This window comes from Mucisphaera sp. (assembly GCF_965279675.1).
Taxonomy (GTDB): Bacteria; Planctomycetota; Phycisphaerae; order Phycisphaerales; family Phycisphaeraceae; genus Mucisphaera.
The window spans coordinates 1,948,319-1,965,236 of record NZ_CBDIIJ010000002.1; the positions used below are offsets into that span (position 1 = coordinate 1,948,319).

Annotated in this window: 13 protein-coding genes and 1 other RNA gene; 9 read left to right on the plus strand and 5 right to left on the minus strand. The window is 64.4% G+C overall.

All coding sequences use genetic code 11. From position 1 onward, the window contains the following. Nucleotides 1-77 precede the first annotated feature (77 nt). The 3 genes from ACQZAB_RS08420 to ACQZAB_RS08430 all read left to right on the plus strand — a co-directional run bounded on the left by ACQZAB_RS08420 (nucleotide 78) and on the right by ACQZAB_RS08430 (nucleotide 2,887). The gene (locus ACQZAB_RS08420) at nucleotides 78-1,268 is read left to right on the plus strand and encodes a Gfo/Idh/MocA family protein (RefSeq protein ID WP_428388859.1); all 1,191 of its coding nucleotides are present in this window, start codon (nucleotides 78-80) and stop codon (nucleotides 1,266-1,268) included. Next, complete coding sequence (locus tag ACQZAB_RS08425) at nucleotides 1,265-2,095, plus strand: sugar phosphate isomerase/epimerase family protein (RefSeq protein ID WP_428388860.1); 831 nt, start codon at nucleotides 1,265-1,267, stop codon at nucleotides 2,093-2,095. Before ACQZAB_RS08420 ends, ACQZAB_RS08425 begins: the two co-directional genes overlap by 4 nt. Nucleotides 2,096-2,272: 177 nt before the next feature. Further along, nucleotides 2,273-2,887 carry a hypothetical protein gene (locus ACQZAB_RS08430; RefSeq protein WP_428388862.1) on the plus strand — a complete coding sequence of 205 codons (615 nt, stop codon included), beginning with the start codon at nucleotides 2,273-2,275 and terminating at the stop codon, nucleotides 2,885-2,887. Nucleotides 2,888-2,936: 49 nt separating this feature from the next. Here ACQZAB_RS08430 and ACQZAB_RS08435 read toward each other — a convergent pair whose 3' ends face one another. Next, nucleotides 2,937-3,404 (minus strand): PTS sugar transporter subunit IIA, encoded by a 468-nt coding sequence (locus ACQZAB_RS08435; RefSeq protein ID WP_428388864.1) that lies wholly within the window; start codon nucleotides 3,402-3,404, stop codon nucleotides 2,937-2,939. Between the two features lie 218 nt (nucleotides 3,405-3,622). On the opposite strand from ACQZAB_RS08435, the gene ACQZAB_RS08440 reads away from it, so the two are divergent. Genes ACQZAB_RS08440 through ACQZAB_RS08455 form a run of 4 tightly spaced genes read left to right on the plus strand, consistent with a single transcriptional unit; the run spans nucleotide 3,623 to nucleotide 9,876 of the window. After that, nucleotides 3,623-4,573 (plus strand): ABC transporter ATP-binding protein, encoded by a 951-nt coding sequence (locus ACQZAB_RS08440; protein ID WP_428388865.1) that lies wholly within the window; start codon nucleotides 3,623-3,625, stop codon nucleotides 4,571-4,573. A gap of 34 nt (nucleotides 4,574-4,607) precedes the next feature. After that, a complete protein-coding gene (locus tag ACQZAB_RS08445) occupies nucleotides 4,608-5,330 on the plus strand; it encodes an ABC transporter permease (protein ID WP_428388867.1) in 723 nt (240 codons plus the stop codon). 40 nt (nucleotides 5,331-5,370) lie between these two features. Next, nucleotides 5,371-7,551 (plus strand): hypothetical protein, encoded by a 2,181-nt coding sequence (locus tag ACQZAB_RS08450; protein ID WP_428388869.1) that lies wholly within the window; start codon nucleotides 5,371-5,373, stop codon nucleotides 7,549-7,551. A gap of 36 nt (nucleotides 7,552-7,587) precedes the next feature. After that, complete coding sequence (locus tag ACQZAB_RS08455; RefSeq protein ID WP_428388871.1) at nucleotides 7,588-9,876, plus strand: DUF4340 domain-containing protein; 2,289 nt, start codon at nucleotides 7,588-7,590, stop codon at nucleotides 9,874-9,876. A 40-nt stretch (nucleotides 9,877-9,916) separates the two neighbouring features. On the opposite strand, the gene purF is transcribed toward ACQZAB_RS08455, so the two are convergent. Continuing rightward, nucleotides 9,917-11,434: an amidophosphoribosyltransferase gene (purF, locus tag ACQZAB_RS08460; protein WP_428388873.1), complete on the minus strand. Its 1,518-nt coding sequence runs from the start codon at nucleotides 11,432-11,434 to the stop codon at nucleotides 9,917-9,919. 139 nt (nucleotides 11,435-11,573) lie between these two features. Then, nucleotides 11,574-11,954: a hypothetical protein gene (locus tag ACQZAB_RS08465; RefSeq protein ID WP_428388875.1), complete on the minus strand. Its 381-nt coding sequence runs from the start codon at nucleotides 11,952-11,954 to the stop codon at nucleotides 11,574-11,576. Between the two features lie 109 nt (nucleotides 11,955-12,063). Here ACQZAB_RS08465 and mutY point away from each other — a divergent pair, with 109 nt between their 5' ends. Continuing rightward, on the plus strand, nucleotides 12,064-13,200 hold the full coding sequence (gene mutY / locus ACQZAB_RS08470; protein WP_428388877.1) for an A/G-specific adenine glycosylase: 1,137 nt from the start codon (nucleotides 12,064-12,066) through the stop codon (nucleotides 13,198-13,200). Between the two features lie 2 nt (nucleotides 13,201-13,202). Here mutY and ACQZAB_RS08475 read toward each other — a convergent pair whose 3' ends face one another. After that, nucleotides 13,203-14,168, minus strand: a complete 966-nt coding sequence (locus ACQZAB_RS08475) for a hypothetical protein (protein ID WP_428388879.1) — start codon at nucleotides 14,166-14,168, stop codon at nucleotides 13,203-13,205. Nucleotides 14,169-14,218: 50 nt separating this feature from the next. Here ACQZAB_RS08475 and rnpB point away from each other — a divergent pair. Continuing rightward, nucleotides 14,219-14,622: RNase P RNA component class A (gene rnpB, locus ACQZAB_RS08480), an RNA gene on the plus strand. 61 nt (nucleotides 14,623-14,683) lie between these two features. Here the strand turns inward: rnpB and ACQZAB_RS08485 are convergent. Continuing rightward, complete coding sequence (locus tag ACQZAB_RS08485; protein WP_428388881.1) at nucleotides 14,684-16,792, minus strand: HEAT repeat domain-containing protein; 2,109 nt, start codon at nucleotides 16,790-16,792, stop codon at nucleotides 14,684-14,686. Nucleotides 16,793-16,918 lie beyond the last annotated feature (126 nt).

Below are 16,918 nucleotides of genomic sequence, written 5' to 3' on the forward strand. Positions count from 1 at the left end.
AGGTGGTCCGCACAAATTGAAGCTCGCAGGGCCTCGTCGCATAGGCTTCTGTGAACCTACCCTTCAGGAGATCAGCGATGGCAGAGCAGCGAATCGGCGTCATCATGTCGGGCGTCACCGGGCGCATGGGCACCAACCAACACCTCATCCGTTCCATCCTCGCCATCATCAAGCAGGGGGGTGTCAAGGTCTCTCCGGAGCTGACGCTCATGCCCGACCCCATCCTCGTCGGCCGCAATGAGAACAAGCTCCGCGCACTGGCCGAAGCCCACGGCCCCGATGCCATCGGCAAGCCTCTCCGCTACACCACCGACCTCGAAGCTGTCCTCGCCGATGAAAACGAGCACGTCTTCTTCGATGCCTCGCTCACCCAACTCCGCACGCAGTTTGTGAACAAAGCCATCGAAGCCGGCAAGGCCATCTACTGCGAGAAACCCACCGCCACCAACACCGCCGAGGCCCTCGCGCTGGCCGACAAGGCCGAAGCCGCGGGCGTCAAGAATGGCGTCGTTCAGGACAAGCTCTGGCTGCCGGGCATCCGCAAGCTCTCGATGCTCATCCAGCAGGGGTTCTTCGGAAAAATCCTCTCCGTCAAGGGGGACTTCGGCTACTGGGTCTTCTCGGGCGAGATCGACGACCAGCCCGCCCAGCGACCCAGCTGGAACTACCGGGAAGAAGACGGCGGCGGCATCATGGTCGACATGTTCTGTCACTGGCGCTACGTGATCGACAACGTCTTCGGTCCCGTCGCCTCCCTCGTCGCCCACGGCTCGGTCGATCTCGACAAGCGCATCGATGAAAACGGCAAGCCCTACAAGGCCACCGCCGACGACTCCGCCTACGGCATCTTCCTCCTCGAAGACGGCACCACCTGCCAGTTCAACTCCTCTTGGTGCACCCGTGTCCGCCGGGACGACCTGCTCACCATCCAGGTCGATGGCACCCACGGCTCCGCCGTCGCCGGCCTCCGCGAGTGCTGGGTCCAGTCAATCGCCGAGACCCCCAAGCCCATCTGGAACCCCGATATCGAGCAGCCCATTAAGTTTTTCGAGAACTGGCAGCAGGTCCCCAACGCCACCCACTACGACAACGCCTTCAAGATCCAGTGGGAACTGTTTCTCCGACACGTCGCCCTCGACGAGCCCTTCCGATGGGACCTCCGCGAAGCCGCCAAAGGCGTCCAACTCGCCGAACTCGGCCTCGAAAGCTGGAAGAACCGCACCTGGGTGGATGTGCCCGCCCTCGAGCCGGCGGCCGCCGCCCGATGAGCGCTTCGCCCATCACCCTCGACCGGATCGCCATCCACACGATGACCAACAAGCCATGGTCGTTGGCCGAGTGTTGCGAGCACTACGGCCAGGCAGGCGTCGCGGGCATCTCCGTCTGGCGCAACGTCATCGAGCCCATCGGCATCGATGAGGCCAGCCGGATCGTCAGGGATTCCGGGCTTGCCGTTCCCGCACTCGTGCGAGGCGGGTTCTTTGTCACCAATGATGCCACGCAGCGACAACCCGCCATCGACGACAACAAAGCCTGTATCGATGAAGCCGCCGCACTCGGTGCCGAGATGGTCGTCCTCGTGGTCGGTGCACAGCCGGGCACACCCCTGGCTGAAGCCCGCCAGCAGGTCGCCGATGGCATCGCCGACTGCCTCGCACACGCCGAGCAGGCCAACGTCAAGCTCGCCATCGAGCCGCTGCATCCGATGTACGCCGCCGACAAATCCTGCATCAACCGCATCGCCGAAGCCCGCTGGGTCTGCGACCGGCTCAACCACCCGCTCGTCGGCGTTGCCGTGGATGTCTACCACGTCTGGTGGGACCCGGACCTCGAAACCGAGATCCAGCGACTCGGTCAGACCCGCCGTCTGTTCGGCTTCCACGTCTGCGACTGGCGCGTCAACACCCGCCACCTCCTCACCGACCGCGGGCTCATGGGCGAAGGCTGCATCGACATCCCGGGCATCAGAGCCATGGTCGAAGCCGCCGGCTTCTCCGGCCTGAACGAAGTCGAGGTCTTCTCCGAAGAGCACTGGGCCGAAGACCAGGCGGTCTACCTCAAGCAGATCACCAATGCCTGCCTGACCGCCACTTGATTGCACACCTCGGTCAGTGCTGCTTCCATGCGCCACAGCCCGCATAGCGAACTAGGGGTCTTTTCTAGGCTGGCTTATAAGTTGTTTCTGGTATGCTTCAGAGCGCCTGCAACATGGTTTCGGAGAGGAAAACCCATGAAGAAGCGAACAACGCTGGCTATGTGTAGCGCTTTCGCCATGGCAACCCCGGCTTTTGCCACCACCATCGGCTTCGATCTCACAGGCGCGGGCGGGCTTCTCGGCTCCTCGTTCGACTTTACCGAGGACGGCCTGACCCTCACCGTCGCCGCTTTCACCATCAACACCAACACCAGCCCCGTCGGCTCCACGCCGGCAGGACTGGTTCAGACCGGCTTCGGCCTAGGCGTCGATTCCGGTCCGGGCATCTTTATCGACAACCCGATCTCGATCGATGAACTCATCTTCAACTTCACCGAAGCCCTCGTCATCTCCTTTGATGTCGATGTGACGCTCGACAGCATCGACCTCTTCACCATCGATCCAGGCGACAACGCCCTTATCCGCGTGCTTGGTGGAGGCCCGACCTTCATCACCGCACTCGGCTCAGGCGTGAACACCATCACCGGCCCCATCACGCTGCCGGCTGGGTCTCAGGTGGCTATTGGTGCTCCGATCGGCGGGGCTGCCATCCTCGATAATGCCTTCACCCTCAGCGGCCTCACCGCCACGACCTCGGATGATCCCGACCCACCACCCACGGTGCCATCACCCGCTGCTGCCGGTGCCGGGCTCGTGCTTCTGGCTGGTCTGACACTCCGACGCCAACGCTGACCGCCACGCAGTCGGGTCACTCCCGGAACGAAGATAGTTATTTCGTAGGCTAGACGGGCGCGTTCGCCTCGTGCTCGGCAATGATGGCGTACAACGCCTCTGCATCTTCTGCCGCCTTAAGCGAGGCACGCAGTGATTCGTCCGTCAGCATCCGGCTGATCTTCGCCAGAGCCTGGATGTGCGGACCCGTCTGGTCCAGCGGTGATGCCAGCAGCAGGATCAGGTCCACCGGCTGACCGTCGATCGCGCCGAACTCGATCGGCTCACTCGGACGGCCGATCGCCATCCGCAGCTTGTCCACGCCTGAAGCCTTGCCATGAGGGATCCCGATGCCGTGACCGATGCCCGTCGTCCGGGTCTCTTCACGCTGCCAGATCGCCTCCTTCAACTCATCCGCCGAAGCGATAGGCGAGTTGGCGGCCAGCAAAGAGGCAAGCTCATCGATCACACCATGCTTGTCCGTGCCCTGCAGAGGAACCACCACGCACTCGGGCTGAAGAATATCGGTCAGACGCATCGATCTCATCCGTGATTAGAGAAAACCCCAGGCTCTGCCTGGAGTCGGTCCAGCACCTTACTGACGGCCCCATCCCCGGGCAACCGCAAGCCTGCAACGCACCTGATAGCCGCCTCGACGTACCGATCTGTCCCTGTTTACAATGCGTGGCTCGCGACCCCACGCGAGGCCGCCGAGCAGGGCTTCTTCCAGAACACCGGGTACAGCCGAGACGCCTCATGATTACAGCCGATCGACTGGTCAAATGGTACGGACCCACCCTCGCCGTCGATGACGTCAGCTTCACCGTCAACCCGGGCGAGGTCGTCGGATTCCTCGGCCCCAACGGGGCCGGCAAGTCCACCACGATCCGTATGCTCACCGGCTACCTCCCGCCGTCGTCCGGCACCGCCACCGTGAATCAGCACAACATCCTCACCGCCTCCAAAGCCGCCAGAGCCGACATCGGCTACCTCCCCGAATCCACCCCGCTCTACCCCGAGATGCGGGTCCGCGAATACCTCGACTTCCGCGGCAAGCTGCTGGGCCTCAGCCGCTCCGACCGCCGGGAACGCTCAGCCAGCGTGATCGACCGCTGCGGGCTCACCGCCGTTGAGGCCAGAACCATCGGCCGCCTCTCCAAGGGCAACCGCCAACGCGTCGGCCTCGCCCAGGCCCTCCTCCACGACCCCGCCGTGCTCATTCTCGACGAGCCCACCTCCGGCCTCGACCCCGCGCAGATCGGCCAGTTCCGCGGCCTCATCCGAGAACTCGCCCAGAAGCACACCATCCTGCTCTCCTCCCACATCCTCCCGGAGATCGAGAAGACCGCCGACCGCGTCGTCATGATCGCCTCCGGCCGCAAGGTCGCCGAGGGCACCATCGAGGAACTCCGCAACCAGACTTCGACGGCCGGACGGCTGATTGTCGAAGCCCGTACGGACGCTCAGAAGCTTAAGTCGATCCTCACCGCCGACCTGGCCATCGACACTATCGAGGCCAGCGACCTCACCGAAGGCTGGACCCGAGCTCGGATCACCACCAAAGACCACGCCGACCGCCGGGAGGCCATCGCCGCCAAACTCAGCGAGGCCGGCGTCCGTATCCGAGAGCTCCGAGCCGAAACCGCCTCCCTCGAAGCCTTCTTCATCGAGATGACCGCCAGCCAGCGTCAACCCAACGCCGCCTGACCCAACCCACGCAGCCACACGCGAGACAGACCGAATGCACGCGACCTGGACCATCGCCAAAAGAGAAACCCTCAGCCTCTTCTACGCGCCCGTCGCTTATCTCGTGCTCGGGCTCTTTGCCGTGATCTCATCCATGCTCTTCCTTGCTGGTTTCGACGCCGGGGCCCCCGCCAACCTCCGCTACCCGTTCACCGGCGTTGTTTGGCTGCTCGCCTTCACCCTCCCGGCCATCAGCATGCGTCTGCTCAGCGAAGAACTCCGCACCGGCACCCTCGAACTGATGATGACCGCCCCCATCTCCGACGCCCAACTTGTTGCCGGCAAATGGCTCGGTGCCATGTGCTTCTACCTGGCCCTGCTCAGCCCGCTCGTCCTCCACGTTGTCATCCTCGAAGTCCACGGCACCCCCGACTACGGCCCCATCCTCACAGGTCTCGTCGGCATGGTCCTTGTCGGCGGGCTCTACCTCGCCATTGGCACCTTCGCCTCCTCCATGAGCGACAGCCAGATCGTCGCCTACATGGTCACGGCCCTCTTCACCGGCATCATGACCGTCGGCATGGCCATCATCCCCAACGCCGTCACCTGGCTGCCCCAGTGGGCCCGCGAGGCCTGCTACGTCATCAGCGTCGACCGCCAGTACGAAGACTTCGCCAAGGGCCTTATCGATACCAGCAACTTCGTCTACTTCGTCTCCCTGATCGCGTTGTTCCTCTTCCTCGCCGTCAAGCTCATCGAGAGCCGCCGCTGGCGATGAACCTTACAGCCTCTGTTAGAACCCACGGAGCCGGACAGGCATGAGCCAACCACCGACACCGACATCCACCGCCCCCAAACGAGCTGTGATAGGCCTGAGCGTGATCCTCGCCGTCGCCGCTGCGCTCGCTATCGTTGTGTTCGTCAACTTCATCGCCTACCGGCAGTTTCTCCGCTTCGACTTCACCCAGACCGGCCGCTACAGCCTCTCCGAGCAAACCCAACGCGTCCTCGCCGACCTCGACACCCAGCACCAGATCGTTGGCCGCTTCCGCACCGACACCGAACCCACCCAGCAGCTCGCCGACCTCCTCAACGAATACGACCTCCGCTCCGACCGCATCGATCTCCAGATGATCATCCCCGGCCGCGACGTCGTGGCCCTGGATAACTTCAACAACACCCTCAAAGAGCGCTACGTCGAGAAACTCGAACCCGCCCAGCAGGCCATCGACAGCGCTCTGACTCGGATCGACGCCATCCTCACCGGCCTGACCCCGCCCATCGCCGAACTCGCCACCGCTCTCGAAGACGACACCCTCCGCGGACGCAACGCCGACCAGCTCCGTCAGCTCGTCAACGTCATGCGCCTCCTGCCCTCCTCCTGGTCCGAGCAGGCCTCTGCCTGGCGGGACCAGATGGAAGAGCCCCTGCCGCCCCTCGAAGCCATCCGCAGCCAACTCTCCGGCAGCCTCCGCGAGATCGAACAGTCCATCCTCGTCGCCGCCAACGCCTGGCTCGACGACGCAGGTTCGGACAGCTCACTCCCGCCCGCCATCCGCGACGCCTCTCTCCGCGCGGCCGCCCAGACCGGCCGCTTCCGCGCCGCCGCCGAAACCATCACTGGCGAACTCGACCAGCTCGCCGGCCTCGACGAGTACGACCAGCTGACCCAGGACCTCCAGCGAGAATCCGTTGTCGTCCTCTCACCCGACAAGGCTCGCGTCATCCCGATCGACCAGATGATCCAGGCGACGCTCCCCGATGAAGCACAGGACCAGACGCAGTACCGCTTCCTCGCCGAAGAACAACTCACCGGTGCCCTCATCAGCCTCGGCCTCGAACAGCAACCGCTCGCCGTCTTCCTCGCACTCGGTCCCGGACGCCCCGCCATCGGCGCGCGAGGCGACTACGCCCACGTCGCCTCCCGACTCCGCAGCGCCGACTTCGAACTCATCGAGTGGAACCCGTCAGGCGGCATCGCCCCCACAGGCCAACGCCTGCCGCCGACCCCGCCGCCGACGGTTGAGTCCGGCCGTCCGGCCGTCTGGATCGTCCTCCCCGCATCCCCGCCCGATCCCCGCAACCCCATGGCTGGCGGGGCCACCGCCGCTGCCAAGCAGCAGGCCGCCAGCCTCCTCCAGCAGCGCCTCGAAGCCGGCGATGGCGTCATGATGATGCTTGCCAACGACCCCGGCGCCCGCTTCGGCACCACCGATCCCCTCGCCGACCTCGCCGCCAGCCGCGGCCTTCAGGCCCGCACCGATCAAATCATTCTCAGCGAGATCCCCCAGGGCGAACGCCAGAACCGCGCCTCGACCTACCAGGAACTCCGCCAGTGGCCCGATGACAACCCGGTCAGCCGGGCCCTCGCCGGCCTCCCGGGCATCGTCATGCAGGCCAGCCCCATCACCCTCCTCCCGCAGGACACAGCCGCAAGCGACGGAGACCAAACAGAACCAGGCACAGAGGCCTCCGAAACCACCGACCCCCAGCCCGAAGCCGCACCCGCCACCTATACCACCTCGATCATCGCTCAGGTCTCGGGCCCAAGACTCTGGGCCACCGCCGAGGCCGCTGCCGCAGGGTCGCTGGAAGAAGTCCCCTTCGACCCCGCCCTCGCCGCACCCGACTTCGTCGTCGGTGCCGCCTCCCAGCCCGATCAAGCCGATGGCGGTCGCCTCATCGTCGTCACCGACCCCGTCTGGGCCACCGACCAGATCACGACCTATGGCGTCATCCCCGCCCTCGGCATGGCCTCCGTCGGCTTCCCGGAATTCGCACTCTACCCGGCCAACGCCGAACTGTTCGTCAACAGCGTCTTCTGGCTCAGCGAGATGGACCACCTCATCGCCGCCAGCGCCCGCACCCAACGCGTGCCCCGCATCGGCGATCTCTCCGCCGAAACCCTCACCGCCTACCAGCTCGGACTCCTGCTCGGACTGCCCACGCTCATCCTTGCGATGGGTGTCTCGATGCACCTCATCCGACGCTCTGGCTGAACAAGCAACCAGCCTCCAGACCACGGAGACACTTAGATGAATCTCAAGACGACCATCGCACTCCTGCTGATGCTCGCCGGCGTAGGCTCCTACGTCTTCTTCGTCGAGCTCGACCGCGAAACCACCTTCGACCGCGAACAGCGCGAAGCCGAAACCATCCAACTCGATGGCGAAGCCCTCTTCCCCCGCGATACCCGCCCCGACGTCACCGACATCCAACGCCTCGAACTCACCCTCGACAAGCAGACCGTGGTCATCGAACGCCAGGACAACGGCTGGCAGCAGATCGCACCCGTCACCTTCCCCATGCAGGGCTTCGCCGTCGACCGCGTGATCCGTGAACTGCTCGAGATGCGCCGCTTCGAAACCCTCGAAACCTCAGATACCGACACGCCCACCACCGCCATCGCCCGCCTCGACCCGCCCGAAGCCACCCTCACCCTCACTACTGCTGACAACCAGAAAATCCAGGCAAGGCTCGGCAAGCGTCTCCCAGGCGACAAGGCCTACCTCCAACGCCTCGATACCACAGACGCACCCGATCCCACTCTCCCCATCCTCGTTGTCGATGACGACCTCCACCTCGCCATCCTGGACGAAGGTGTCAACAACTGGCGCACCACCACACTGAGCGCGCCCACCCCCAACCAGATCGACAGCCTCATCATCACCCCCGCCGCCGAAGACCCCCTCACCCTCTTCCGCCAGGCCGACCGCTGGAGCCTCGACAACAACGGCATCGAACGCACCGACCAGCAGGCCGCCACCAGCCTCATCCAGGCCCTCTCCCGACTGCGCATCGACAGCTTCACCGCCGACAACCCCATCGACCTCACCCTCTACGGCCTGCTCCGCCCGCGACTGGTCGTCAGCGCTATCCCGAAGAAAACCGAAGACGCCGTCCCGGCCACCGGGTCATCCGAAAACGACCCCGCACTGCCCGGCCCGACACACACACCCGCTCTCAACCTCCTCATCGGCGCACCCGCCGACATGGAAACCACCACTCGCTTCGCCGCCATCGCCCAAGGCGACGAACCCATCTCCGTCGTCTTCACCCTCCGCGACGGCGACATCGAAGCTTTCCGCCAAACCGCTGATGATCTCCGCGACCCGCGCGTTCTCGCCATCACCACCACCGATATCGAACGCATCACCGTCGATACCGACCAGCAGGCATACACCCTGCTCCGGGGCGATAACGGCGCCCTCAGCTTCGACAACCCATCCCCCGGCTACGCGCCCGACACGCTCGTTACCGACGAAGCACTGAACAACCTCGCCGGCCTCGCGTCCAACGAGTTCGTCCCCACCTCACGCACCAACCAGCAGCTCGCCAGCCTCACCGTCAACGTCCTTGGCGAAACCGAACCCATCCGGCTCACAATCTATACACCCACTGACCTGGAGGAAGACACCGAGCCCCGTCTCCTCGTCGTCCGCGATCCCGAACCCTTCGCCTACATGGTTCCCCCCGACACCCTCAGCGACTGGCTCGACGGCCCGCTTACACTCAAAGAGCGCACCCTCTTCTCGGCAGCCCGGCAGGACATCACCCAGATCGAAGTCCGCTACCCGCTGCGCCAGACCGTCGAACTGATCCGGAACCCCGAGACCAACGCCTGGGTCGTCAACGGCGAAACCTCAGCCAACCCGGCCATCGATCGCCTGCTCAACGAACTCTCGATCCTCCGTGCCGACCGATGGTTGTCACCCGAAGACACCCCCGCGGCGCAGATCGAAGCCGATCAGTCACGCCTGACCGTCTGGACCGGCAACGCCAGCGAACCCGCCCTCCAGATCACCCTCCACGCGCCCTCTGGGACAGGTCACCACACCGACAACCCGGCCGAACCCTTCACACTCACCAACAGCACCCTCGAAACCCTGCTCGCCGAACTCCGGCCCACCGACCTCCTGACCGTCTCACCCGCAGAGGTCCGGTCCGTCACCCTCACCAGCCAGAGTCAGGAACTCACCCTCCAACGCGATCCCGCCGGCACCCTCACAAGTGCCGACGGAGCAGAGCTCCTCGATCCCGAGTCCGCTATCCGCTTGATCGATGAACTCGCTCAGCTCCGCGCTGAACGCCTGCTGACTGAACGCCAGACGCCCGATCCCGACTACGGCGTCAGGCTCCGCCTCACCCTCCAGGACAGTCGCCAGATCACCCTCCAACTCACCGACCTAGCCCCCAGAGACCTGATGCTCCCCAGTTCTGACACCGCCGCCGTCGCGATCTTCAACCGCCGGCCCGTCCTCGTTGACCAATCCCTCCATGACCTCGCCGTCCAGATCCTTACGACCGAATCACGCATCCCCTGAGATAGCACACCATCGGTAACAGGCAAGTGTAGAAGGGGGGCTAGCGGCCGTTGAGGTCCGTGACCCTGCCACTGCCCGACATCACCCGCTCGCGTTCCTGCTTGGCCTCATCGCTCCGCTGCTGTTCCAGCCGACTCAGGTAAGGCTCATCCACATCCCCGGTCACGTAGACACCATCGAACACCGAGCACTCGAACTGATCGATCGCCGGGTTCCCCTCCGCCGCCGCCGCGACCAGATCATCCAGATCCTGATACACCAGCCAGTCCGCCCCGAGCACCTCCGCCACCTCTTCATCCGTCCGACCGTGGGCGACCAACTCCGAGGCCGTCGGCATATCGATGCCGTACACGTTCGGATACCGGATCGCCGGCGCCGCCGAGCAGTAAAACACCTTCTTGGCCCCTGCGTCCCGCGCCATCTGAATCAGCTGCCGGCTCGTCGTGCCCCGCACGATCGAGTCGTCCACCAGCAGCACGTTCTTGCCCTTGAACTCCAGGCCGATCGGGTTGAGCTTCTGCCGCACGCTCTTATCCCGAACCTTTTGGCCCGGCATGATGAACGTCCGCCCGATGTAGCGATTCTTGATGAACCCTTCCCGGTACTTGAGCCCCAGATCGTTCGCCAACTGCAGCGCAGCCGTCCGGCTCGTATCCGGAATCGGGATCACCACATCGATCTGATCCTTCACCCCCAGCCGTTCGAGCTTGACCGCCAGGTGTTCACCCATCCGCAGCCGAGCCTTGTAAACAGAGACCGAATCGATGATCGAGTCCGGCCGAGCGAGATAGACATGCTCGAAGATACAGGGCGTCAGCTTCGTCTCATCAGCACAGATCGCGCTGTGAAGCTCCCCCTGCTCCGTGATGTAAACGGCCTCACCCGGGGCCACATCACGAATCAGCTCAAACCCGAGCGCGTCCAGCGCCACCGACTCAGAAGCCAGCAGGTACTCCGTGCCCAACAATGACTCCCGCTGACCGATCACCAGCGGCCGAATCCCATGAGGATCCCGCACCCCCACCATCCCATACCCCGCGATCATCGCCACGAACGCATAAGCCCCCCGGCATCGCTCGTGCACACGCCTCACCGCCTGAAACACGTCCTCCGGCTCAGGCTTCAGCTTGTGCTGCACCCCTAACTCGTGCGCAAATACATTCAGGAGCGCTTCCGAGTCAGATCCCGTATTCACGTGCCTCAGGTCCGATTCGAACAGCTCCGCCGACAGTGCTTCGGTGTTCGTCAGGTTACCGTTGTGGGCCAGCGTGATGCCGTAAGGCGAGTTCACGTAAAACGGCTGCGCCTCAGAATCGGAGGAACACCCCGCGGTCGGATACCGACAGTGGCCGATGCCCATCCCACCGGTCAGCGCCGTCATCTCGTCCTGCTCGAAGACGTCCCGAACCAGGCCGTTGCCCTTCCGCAGCATCAGCCGACCCCGATCACACGTCACAATCCCCGCCGCATCCTGACCGCGGTGCTGAAGCACCGTCAGGGCGTCATAGAGATCACGGCAGGCGTCGACCTGAGCGACGATCCCGGCGATACCACACAAGGTGGAAGCTCCATCACAGTTGAGTAGGCGGCACCCGAACACACGCTCCGCGTGTTCCTCTACTCACACTAGCCCTCGCCCATGACACGGTCAACTCAATCCCCCGCAGCCCCAGCCAGACCCGCCGCAGACCCTCGATTCAGGCTCGACGAAGGGCCTGATCCTCCTGGACAAAACTCAACTCCAGATACCGGGCCACGTAATCGATGATCGATGCCGCCTCGGGAATCTCAGGATTGTTCGTCGCCCCCATCGGCTCAAACCGCATCCCCTTGAACCGACGCACCGCCTCATCAAGGGGCAGCCCGTACTGAAGCGCTAGCGAGAACGCCCGACAGTAAGCCTGAACCATGCCGGACAACGTCGAACCCTCCTTGGCCATCTTGATAAACACCTCACCCGGCTGCCCATCTTCGAACAAGCCGATCGTCAGGTACCCCTCGTAGCCCATGATCTGAAACTTGTGCGTGATCGACTCACGGGTCACCGGCAGGGAAGATCGGATCGAGGTAGACACCATCAGATAGCAACTCCTGTCAGACACAACGCACGGCCTTCAGCGGACCTCCGCCGACGATGGCTAAGATCGACCGTTTCAGGTTATCGGCTCCAATCCCAGACACAACGCCATGCCCAGAACCCACACCCTCTCCACCGCCAGCACCGAAGCTAAAACGGCCACCGATCTGACCACTTGGCACAGCAAAAACCGCCGAGACCTCCCCTGGCGTGCTCCCTGGGGCCAAAATCCCGATCCTTACCACGTCCTCGTCTCCGAGTTCATGCTCCAGCAGACCCAGGTCGCCACCGTCATCCCCTACTTCCACCGCTTCCTCGAAGCCTTCCCGACCCTCCAGCACCTGGCTGAAGCCCCCGCAGACACCGTCATGCGCCACTGGCAGGGCCTCGGCTACTACCGACGGGCCAAACGCCTTCAGGCGTGCGCACAGGCCATCGTCCAGCAGCACCAAGGCCGCTTTCCCCAGACCTACGACCAGCTCGCCGACCTGCCTGGCGTTGGCCCCTACACCGCCGGCGCGATTGCCTCCATCGCCTTCAACCAGCCCGTCCCCGCCATCGACGGCAACGCCAACCGTGTCCTCGCCCGCCTCTTCGACATCCCCGACCCCGTCGATAAAACCCCCGGCAAAAAAGCCATCCAGCAAGCCGCTGAAAGCCTCCACGCCGCCGCACCACGCGCCAACCCGGGGATGCTCAACGAGGCCATCATCGAACTCGGCGCCACTCTCTGCACACCCACGGAACCCCAGTGCCTCCTCTGCCCCGTCGCCGACCACTGCCAGGCCCGCGCTTCTAACACCATCCACCTCCGCCCGGTCACCACGCCCAAAAAGAAACCCACCGCCGTCACCCATCACATCCTCGCTATCTTCAAACCGAGAAGGGGGTCAGTCCCAGAGTCTGCCGGACACTGGCTCCTCCGCCAACGTCCCGCCTCCGGCCTCTGGGCCGACCTCTGGGAACTCCCCACCCTCGAAGAGGACGCCACGCCCGAAGCCCTCACCGAATGGGCCCACGACACCTTCGGTCTCCGCATCACCACCCCCAAGCGACGCCACCGCTTCCAGCACCAGACCACCCACCGCACCATCACCTTCGTGCTCTGGCACGCCACGCCCCAGTCCGGCCGCCTCAAGCCCCCCTCAGCCCGCTGGCTGACCCCTGCGCAGATTGATCAGGTCCCACTCGCCAAACCCCAGACAACCGCTCTCAGCCAACTCAGTGTTCTGAACCCCTCAGGCTAACCTCACATGCCCAGCAGCTTCTCCGGACTCTCCGACTGCCCCGTCCTGAGACTCAAAACCGATGCACGGCAGCAGGCCACCACACGATCAAGCATCCCGGCAGACATCCCCCGTTCCACGCCGTAACCCTCCATGCAACGCTTGATCTCTCTGGCAATCAGCCCGCCACGTCCCATCTTCTCCCCCGTCCAGGCATCGATCAGCGACCCGTCTGCCCCCATCAGCCGATAGCCCTCATCCGTCAGCTCCAGACTCCCGCCATCCCCGATCACCCGCATCCGCCGTTGCCACCGCCCCGTCTGATCCGTCACGGCCAGCAGCACCGCCTCCCGACCCATCGACCGTCCCGAGACCGCCAGCGATCCACCCAGCAACCGCTCACCCTCCAGGCGTCCGCCAACCAGCGACGCCGATACCTCCTCAGGCAGACCCACCATCCCCAGCGCCGCCAACCAGGCCTGAAACAGCCCCGCCGACAACAGCCCGCTGCTCTTCTCCAACTCGAACTCCAGCGTGGCCAGACGACCCTCCCCAAGCAAGTCACCCGGATCGTTCGCCGCCTGCATCCCCGGCGAGGCCAGCAACTCAGGTGAAAACACCATCTGTCCCCCATCCCCACCGAGCCGCTTTCTCAGCCCGCCGATCTGCTCCAGACGCTCCGCTGGCAACTCCGCAAAAACCACCAGATCGCAACGCTCAGCAGCTTCCAGTATCTCCGCCTCGCCAGGAGGAACCGCCGAAGCCACCAGCACCACCCGTGCCGGCCGATCGATCACCAGCTTCCGCAGATCGGCCTCACAACTCAGCGACAACGCCTTACACAGGTCGTCAGGCAGCGCCCCCGCAGGCCCACCAATCCCCAGCACACGCCAGCTCGATCCTAAACCGTCAAGCACCTCACGCACGAGGTCCTGACGATCGCGATCGACCCACACCACCAGCTCAGACGTTGCCTCTCCGTCAGCCATGCCCCAACAATATCACCCAAAACCATCACCGGCCTGATACCCTCAGCGCGTGGCGTGGCCGTGGCGGCCGCGTGTCTCCCCGCGAGGCACGAGGAAAGTCCGAACACGGCAGGACACGGTGGTGGGTAACACCCACCCGCCCGGTTGGCGACGACCGGGTGCGAGACAGGGCCACAGAAAGCAAACCGCCGATGGTCTCCTCACCGAGGCACAGGCAAGGGTGAAAGGGTGCGGTAAGAGCGCACCGCTCCGTTGGCGACAGCGGAGGCACGGTAAACCTCACCGCGTGCAAGGCCAAGCAGCGGGGTCTGCTCGCAGCCGGGTGGTCCGCCCGGTCGAAAGAGCCCCGTGGGTAGGCCGCTCGAGCCCACCGGCAACGGTGGGCCTGGAGAAATGGCCGCCGCCCGGCGTCAAAACCGGGTCACAGAATTCGGCTTACGAGCCACGCCACCTTCGAAAAAGCCCCGGCGTTTAGACGCCAGGGCTTTTTTGATATCCAAAAAATATCAGTGAGATCAACGCACGTAGCGAAGCACCTGGTTGACACCGCTCTCGGTCGGCAGCGACAGGGCCCCGTGAGCCCGAGCCGCCGCCAACGCCAGCTCGCCCGTGCTCTCAACCACGAGATCGCGTACGCCATCGACCAGCCGGGAATCAATCAGGTTGCCGTGGAACCGGGCCGACTCAGCCAGACTGCTCAGCAGCGCCAGCTGTACCGCACCCGACGCCTGCAGCGCCCTGTCGGCAAGAGCCGCCTGAGCCGCCGGCGACGGGAGGTGCTCCAGCGCCTGACCCGAAGCCATGATCACCGTCTCACGCTCGTCGCCGAGCGCCTGGATCATCGCCACTTCTGCATCACCCGCGTAGTACACCGGGTCCGTCGAGCCGATCTGTTCCAGTAGCTCCAGCGCCGTCATCGCAAAGGCCTCCGCCTCCGCACCACGGATGCTGTAGCCCTCGTACTGCTCCGACACCGCATCAATCGCGCCACGCAGCGCCGCCGCACTGTCCACCATCAGGGCACTCGCAAAACGAGGCTCAGCACGGAACGTCTCGGTCAGCGTGATCTGCTCAGGCGCCGTCACCATCGCCAGCACCGGCGAACCCCCCAACCGAGGATCGCCCTTGGTATCCAGGAAGAACGCTTCCACATCCCCCTCGCTCATCGCCAGCACCACCAGGTCAACACCCGGCCGCAATGCGATCTCATTATCAATGTCCTCGCGGGACAGACCACCGAAGGCCTCAAAGCCCGCGTCGCTGAGCACGCCCAGCAGCAGGTTCAGCGTCTCGAAGTCATCAGCCACCACCGCCGCATAACGCGAATCCGACTGACGAACCGCCTCACCCAGCGTCGGCACGACACGCTCCGATTCCGGGAAGCTCACCACCGGCCGTGCCGCCGCCAGCGTCTCCGCCGCGCGGAAACGCACCCGACGATCGGGATAAGTCAGAGCCCGCAAAAGCGGCTGCCGACCCGAAGCCCCGTCAACCAACGCGTTCGCACCCGCCGTCTTCCGCAGCGCTTCGATCGCATCCAACGCCAACGCCGGGTCCTCATCCGATAGCGCCCTATCCAGCACCTCATGCAGCCGCTTCGGACCAGACAGCATCGCGTAGTACGAAGCCTCCAGCATGTCCGCCGGGTAGCTCGCATCGACCTCGCCCGCAGGCAGCCGGTTCTCCCGACGAAGATTCGAACGAAGGAAAAGCGTCATCGCCGCATCCGTGTCCGGGGCCAGCTTCAGCGCCTTGATCGAGGACCGAACCGCTAGCGAATCTGCGAAAATCTCCGCGGGCACCTGAATCGCCACCAGACCTGTCTCAGGCGTGTACTCCCAGAGCGTCGCGTCCAGCGTCTCCGCGCCCAGACCCGGGATGTCCGCGCGATTCGTCCCCGCCACGTACTGAGCCTCACCCGCCGCCACATAAAGCAACGCCGCGCTCGTGTCCGGCCGCACGTTCACCGTGCCAACCAGTTCGTTGTAGGCAGCCATCAGATAAGCCAGCGCCGTCGGGTCGGTGCGCGGGTCCTCGATCGCTTCCTTCAGATAAGGCAGCGCCTGCGGATAACCGATCCGCATCAGCACCTGAGCAATCTGACCCTGCTGCACCGGCTCCAGCTTCGGCAGCGCCTCAGACAGCGGGTAAACCATCGACCGCCCGATCGCCACCATCGCCTCCTGCACGAACGGATGCAGGTTGGCACGCTGCCGATCCTGAAGCGTCTCCAGCAGCAGAGGGGCCGCGAACTGACCCGCTCCACGCAGACGCTCAACCGCATTCATAAACGCACGCCGATTCACCGAAAGCCGCTCGATGTTCTCCAAAATCCGGGCCGGATCCCGCGACACCGAGATCTGCGCCTCCTGGATCCGAGCCAGCAATCGGGTCGCCACCGGCTCAACGGCTTCCACCCGCGTCGCTCGGATCAGAGCCGCCTCGTAGTCGGAGAAGTCAGAAGACTCAACGACCTCCAGCAGCAGCCCGTCGTCATCGCCCACCTCACGAAGCAACGCCTGGCCCGCGCCAGCCGCCAGCTCCGGACGAGCGATCAATAGATAGTGATTGAAGTCATCCCAGAGCGACGACGCCGTCTGCGCCAACGCCGTTGCGGGACTCATACCAGCCACCATCGCCAACACCGCGAACAAGACCGCCAATCGGCGTCCCGTTGGACGTGAAAGAACCGTCATAACCGGGCTACTCCTGCAGGGATATCGGATGCCTGAGCACTCTAAAGACGCCCG

Bases quoted from the DNA above. Each gene is read 5' to 3' on its own strand.
- mutY (WP_428388877.1), top strand. From the start codon at position 12,064: ATGCCCAGAACCCACACCCTCTCCACCGCCAGCACCGAAGCTAAAACG.
- ACQZAB_RS08425 (WP_428388860.1), top strand. From the start codon at position 1,265: ATGAGCGCTTCGCCCATCACCCTCGACCGGATCGCCATCCACACGATG.
- ACQZAB_RS08430 (WP_428388862.1), top strand. From the start codon at position 2,273: ATGGCAACCCCGGCTTTTGCCACCACCATCGGCTTCGATCTCACAGGC.
- ACQZAB_RS08450 (WP_428388869.1), top strand. From the start codon at position 5,371: ATGAGCCAACCACCGACACCGACATCCACCGCCCCCAAACGAGCTGTG.
- ACQZAB_RS08445 (WP_428388867.1), top strand. From the start codon at position 4,608: ATGCACGCGACCTGGACCATCGCCAAAAGAGAAACCCTCAGCCTCTTC.
- ACQZAB_RS08465 (WP_428388875.1), bottom strand. From the start codon at position 11,954: ATGGTGTCTACCTCGATCCGATCTTCCCTGCCGGTGACCCGTGAGTCG.
- ACQZAB_RS08435 (WP_428388864.1), bottom strand. From the start codon at position 3,404: ATGCGTCTGACCGATATTCTTCAGCCCGAGTGCGTGGTGGTTCCTCTG.
- ACQZAB_RS08440 (WP_428388865.1), top strand. From the start codon at position 3,623: ATGATTACAGCCGATCGACTGGTCAAATGGTACGGACCCACCCTCGCC.
- ACQZAB_RS08475 (WP_428388879.1), bottom strand. From the start codon at position 14,168: ATGGCTGACGGAGAGGCAACGTCTGAGCTGGTGGTGTGGGTCGATCGC.
- ACQZAB_RS08420 (WP_428388859.1), top strand. From the start codon at position 78: ATGGCAGAGCAGCGAATCGGCGTCATCATGTCGGGCGTCACCGGGCGC.
- ACQZAB_RS08485 (WP_428388881.1), bottom strand. From the start codon at position 16,792: ATGAGTCCCGCAACGGCGTTGGCGCAGACGGCGTCGTCGCTCTGGGAT.
- ACQZAB_RS08455 (WP_428388871.1), top strand. From the start codon at position 7,588: ATGAATCTCAAGACGACCATCGCACTCCTGCTGATGCTCGCCGGCGTA.